Raw genomic sequence first — 5,545 nt, forward strand, 5'->3', positions numbered from 1 at the left:
GATAGGTTGGATGTGGAAGCGCAGTGATGCGTGAAGCTGGCCAATACTAATGACCCGAAAGCTTGACCATACAACCCCGAAAGGTTTAAAGGCAAGGTTACCATTAGATAGTAAAGAGTTAAGCACAGAGCTTGTACTGAACATTTTTAAATACAGATTTGTCTGGCGACCATAGTGCTGTAGTCCCACCTGTCCCCATTCCGAACACAGAAGTGAAATGCAGCAACGCCGATGGTAGTGCAACGTACGATTGTGTGAGAGTAGGTCATCGCCAGGCTATATTTTTGAGTGCTGATATGGCTCAGTTGGTAGAGCGCACCCTTGGTAAGGGTGAGGTCCCGAGTTCGATTCTCGGTATCAGCACCACTTTTTGAACTGACCACCGTAAGGTGGTTTTTTCGTTTCTGGGCCATACACATTCTCCACACGCCCAGAAGCACCCCACGCCGCCCGCTGCGCGGCCGTCCTGGCCTGGCCTGACCTGACGGCCGGCCACTACCACCCGCCACATCAAGGCAGCGCATCCTGCCACCCTCAAGTCCATCATCCCATCTCAACCGCAGCCGCCGGCATCAGCCAGCTGCCGTCCGGACCGCTGCTCCAGCAGCAGGCCTATCCTTCCCTACCGCTGCTCCACGGCCTTGCTACGCAGCCTTCACACCCCCATGCTGCACTCAAGCACCGTATTCAGGCTGTTCCTGGCTGAGCATGCAGCTGCTAAGCATTGCATATATGCTTTCTAAAGCAATTAAGCTTGCAGCTTAGCCGCCAACAACCAGATTCTCCGCCTCCAGCAGCTCACAGCAAATCGCCCCGCATGCGCCACAGCATGTTGCCTGCCACTCAGCTCATACCATTTCACCAGCAGCTTGTAAGCTGCAGCCCAGACATCATCAGATGGGCGGCAACAGCTGCCATGGCTGAGGAGGCAAGCCGCTGCGCTGCTGCAATGACTGAGGCGGCATGCGGCTCTTCGCTGCTGCCATAGCTGAGACGGCATGCCACTGCGCTGCTGCCAGCATTCAGTGCTGCACGGGACAGAACCTTGTTCAGGTGAGTGCTTGTTCCTGGCACAAAAAAGGGCCGCATGCTTGCGCATACGGCCCTTTAACTATTGGCATAAGTAAACTGGTTTGACCTGTAAGAAGCGGCCCGGCCTGCAGTTTCTGCATTGGCTGTGTGGTGCCGGGTATCTGTCGTGACCTGGCCTTACCTGGTCAGGTCCGGCAGGAGGTGGTATTCCCTGCCTGTCCGGGTGTCCGTGTGTCCGGGGGCAGCCTGGCAGTGTCTTGCTGCTGGACCAGGGGCGGAACTTACAGTTTAGTAAGCAGCCTGCATGGTGAGGATGACGCCGGTGCTGGCGGCTGCTGCAGCTTTTGCTGCGGCGGCAGCGGTGCCGGTCTGCTCGCTGGTGTTCTGTTCGGTCATGCTGTCAGCAACCTGCAGTGGTGACGGCTGCTCTGGCAGTTCCTGGTGCTCTGGCTTGCCTGAGGTGTTGCGCTGGGCGATGAAGGCACCGAGCTTTTCTGGGGCTATGCCGTCATCGAGGGCGGCCAGGATCTCGGTGGTGTAGTCCATCTGGCTCAGGTCCATGTAGGCAAGGTTGTGCAGTGACAGCAGGCCCTGCAGGTCAGCGCTTTCGTAGCTGTTGCAGTTCTGACATTTAGTCTGGGAACCGGCAGTGCCCTCAAGGTCAGCGGCGCTGAACTGCTGCTCTGGCTGTACTGGAGGTACAGGCTGTGGCTGAGGCAATGGTGCAGGCTCTGGCATTGGCTGTGGAGCTGGCTGTGGGTTTGGAGCTGGCTCTGGCTTTGGCAGCGGCTGTGGCTGAGGCTGTGGCTGTGGAACTGGCTTAGGGGTAACGGTCAGATTGCCCTTGTTGACGATGATTTCGTAATTGCCATTGTTATGCTCGGCTGTGATTTCACCAGTTACAGGATCGACCTTCAGGGACAGGTTGAGGTCAGCAAGGCTGTCGCCCTTGCCCAGAGCTGCAGTGATCTGGTCAATATTTTCTACAGTGGTGTTGTCGATGGCTGTGTTGGCCTGAGTACCCTCGACTACAGTCTGATCCTTGATGTTAACGGTGAGCTGCTTCTTGTTGATGTTAAGGGTACCGGTGCCAGACATGCTGTCGTGGCGGTTGTTGCGGTCATGAATGGAGCCGCTGCCGCCGCCGTTTTTATCCCAGGTATCACCAGCATGGCTGTAGCTGAAATAGAAGTCATGGCCACCGGCGCCGCTCTTGTCAGAGGTAGTGAAGACAAACTCGTGCTGGCCGGCATTGCTCTGGGAGTAGTCAAGGCCATTGTTCTTGTTGAGGTGGGCATTGATATCAAAGCCCTCATTGTTCACGAGGTCAGCATAGTTGTGGCTGGTGCCGTCATAGGTGAAGTTGAAGTCCTCAATGAAAAATGGCTGCATAAAGCCCTTGTAGCGGCCGGAAAGAGTGCCGTCAGCAAGGCTGCCATCGGTGGCGTAGGAAGTGTGCAGGAAGTCAGTGGCCTGCTCTGAGCTCATGCCTGAGGCGGTGAGCTCTTGGTGAGCTTTCTGCCATGCCTGAGCAAAGCTGCCTGCAATGGCGCTGCCATCACCGCTGCCCACAGCGGCAAGCACGGCAGTGCCGGTGTGCTCTGGGGTGTGAGCAGGGCTGTAGACCATCCAGGCCTTATCAATGCTGCCGTCGATGCGGCCTGCAAAATTGCCCACCTTGTCGCCTGTTCTGGCGGCAGAGATCTCATCGGCTGTAAAGGTGGACCATGAGGCTGTGGTATTGCTCATTTTGTTGTGGCCTTTGACTGTACCTGCCAGAGCACCGATGCTGGAGTCAGCATGCACGGCATTACCGTTGAGGTCGAGTTCAAAGCCACGGATTTCCACATTGTTGACAGTTGCATTATCAAGGACACCAGCAAGGGCTCCAAAGTGCAGCTCTTTGCCATTGAGGGAGCTGTCCAGCGCAAGGCCGTCAGACATGATCTTAAGATTGCTGAAAGAGGCGTTGCTGGCCTTGCCAAAGATACCGTGCACATTGCCCTTGCCATTGTCCCTTACCTCACCTGTGAGGGTAATGGTGTTGAAGGCACCGTCAAAGCTGCCGGTGAACTCATAGCCGTACTGACCTGGGGTATTGTCGTAATCAAGCACAATGTCATCGGCCAGCCACAGCTTCTGATTGAGGCGGTTTTCAGTAACAGGACCGTGGCCATTGTTAACAGTCTCTTTGAGGCCTTCATGGAAGTCCGAGCCCTCATAAATGGCAAAGGCATCAGAGTGGTCTACATACAGGCCCTTTGCGTGGGTGCCATGGGCATTGACCTCGTCCTTGCCTGCTGCCTTGAGGCCCCTGTTCTCAAGGAACTGGCGATAGGTCAGCACCTGATTGCCCATCTTGCTGTCGAGCTTGCCGCCTATGTCGATGCGGCCTGTGGAGCTGTGCAGCTCAAGACCGGTTTTGTCAGTGGCTACTGACAGCACTTCATCGGCCTCACCAATTACTATCTGACCTGCGTTGACCTTGATATTGTCAGCGCTGATGCGGTTGAACATCTTTACTTTGCCCATACCAAGGGTATCAGGCAGGCTGTCCATGCCTATGGCAGCAGCGGCCGGGTTGCTGTCCTTGAAGCGGTCCATGAGTTTCTGATCTGGCTTGGCTGTGCCCAGGTAGAGATTCTTTATACCGGAGACCGAGCTTTTGGTACCAAGGGTAATGCCATCAGGATTGATGATATAGACATTAAAGGACTTGGCTCCGGTAGCCGGGCCGGTACCGGTGGTATTGGCCTGAGTCTTGAGCATGCCATTGATGTGGCTGCGACCGCCGCCTTTGACCACATTGAGGAAGGATGCTGCTCCTCGGGCATCACTGGAGAAGGTAACGCTGTGGCCGGCATCGACATTAAAGCTGTCCCAGATCAGCAGGGAGTTGGGGGCTGTGCTGTGAATGCTCAGATCATTGAGATTAGGGTTATGAGTGACAGTGGCATTGGTGGCACTGATATTAACCGGCAGACCGGCTGCCGGACGGGCCTGGGCATCATTGACCCACACAGGGATACTCATGGTCAGAGCCATCACCACGGCAGCAGTGCGGGTCATACCCTTTTTGATGAGGTCATAAAGATGCAGGCTGTGCTGACGTGATTCCTTTGAATTGAGCATAACCCCGTTGCGGATAATGCAGCGGGTCACCAGCGGATTGAAATTGGCAGGCAGCCCAAGTTCACGGGCCACACCAGCCTCCTGTTCAGCCCAGGCGGCTTCACCGCCTGTGCCAGCAGCGCCGCCTGCACTGCCTGAGCAGGCAGAGCCGCCTGAGCAGGCAGCACGGCCAGTGGCGCCTGCTGCGCCAGCGCCATGGACGGCATCTCCGGCCTTGCCACAGCCCTTGCCAGCGCGGCCGTCGGTGCTGCAGTCGCCCTTGCTGCCAGCATTGCTGCCAACTCTGGTGCCGCCGCTGCCATTGCCACCGGCAGAGCTTTGAGCATTGCTGCAGACAGCAGCTGCGCTCTCAGCTGGACCGTGGAAGGTGTTCAGGCCCAGCAGCGCGGCCTCAGAGGCGGTAAAGGCATGAGAGCCGGTGGCTGACTTTGCTCCGGTAAAGCGGCTGTCGCACAGCTGTACTCTGGCGTCATTGACGCAGGAAGCTCTGTGAGCTGCCTTTGCTGCAGCATTGGCTCTGCAGGCGGCGCGGGTACAGCCGGTGGTGGAGGCGTCAGCTGATGAGGCCAGCTCAACCGGAATGGACATGAGGGTGGAGAGATCGCTGTTAAGGCGGGTAGCGGTGGTAAGGCTCATAAGTACTTCCTTAATTTGTTCGGTATGCCCCGGTCTGCTGCCGGGTAAAAACTGTTATCCATGCGACTGATGTCAGGTCGCTTTTTACTTTGTCTGTTTGATTTGCCAGCCATACTGTTATTGGCTGCTGATACTGTTATCTTCAGGACCGCACTGTATTTACTATACACTTTACAAAACAGTTTGTACAGTGTTTTTCTGAATTTTTCAGCTGCATTTTTCGGCACCTGCCTGATCCCCTGGTCTGGCCGCATTGCGGGCATGGGCATGGGCAGAGCCAGAGGCAGAGCCATGCAGCCCCATGCCTGACTTTGGCGGTCAGGAGGCAGCGATGCTGCTGTTATCTCATGGCACATTGCGGCTGCGATGCTTTGTGTTATCTCGGAGGCGGCCAGTGGCGGCCGTCCTTGAAACTGTTATCTCTTTTATCGTTGTGCTGTCTGTTCAGGATGGCAGCCGCAGGAGCGGCTGCACTTACTGTTATCTCGGGCAGCGGCCTGCGCTGTCGCTGCTTACTGTTATCCTGGTGACACCTTGGGGTGTTGCCCTGATTTTTAGTTTTTTTCGTTTGTGCAGTTTTTTGTTTTGTGTGCCCTCCCGGGATATGGTCTTTCTATATTTAGAAGCTGTAGCTGACGCGGAAGCGGGCTGCAGCATCGTTCTGGGCAAATATTGGGGCTGTGCCAATTGCCTGGCTCAGGTCGAGCTCGGCATTGATGCCATATCCTGACCAGTTGAGGGTCAC

Annotated in this window: 1 protein-coding gene, 1 tRNA gene and 1 rRNA gene; 2 read left to right on the forward strand and 1 reads right to left on the reverse strand. The window is 56.1% G+C overall.

Annotated elements, in window-relative coordinates; all coding sequences use genetic code 11:
- Nucleotides 1-161 precede the first annotated feature (161 nt).
- Both rrf and MXE41_RS12730 read left to right on the forward strand, forming a co-directional pair.
- A 5S ribosomal RNA gene (gene rrf, locus MXE41_RS12725) occupies nt 162-277 on the forward strand.
- 13 nt (nt 278-290) lie between these two features.
- A tRNA-Thr gene (locus tag MXE41_RS12730) sits at nt 291-366 on the forward strand.
- A gap of 954 nt (nt 367-1,320) precedes the next feature.
- On the opposite strand, the gene MXE41_RS12735 is transcribed toward MXE41_RS12730, so the two are convergent.
- A complete protein-coding gene (locus MXE41_RS12735; RefSeq protein ID WP_247100830.1) occupies nt 1,321-4,800 on the reverse strand; it encodes a filamentous hemagglutinin N-terminal domain-containing protein in 3,480 nt (1,159 codons plus the stop codon).
- Nucleotides 4,801-5,545 lie beyond the last annotated feature (745 nt).

The organism is Anaerobiospirillum sp. NML120449 (genome assembly GCF_023051105.1).
Classification (GTDB): domain Bacteria; phylum Pseudomonadota; class Gammaproteobacteria; order Enterobacterales; family Succinivibrionaceae; genus Anaerobiospirillum.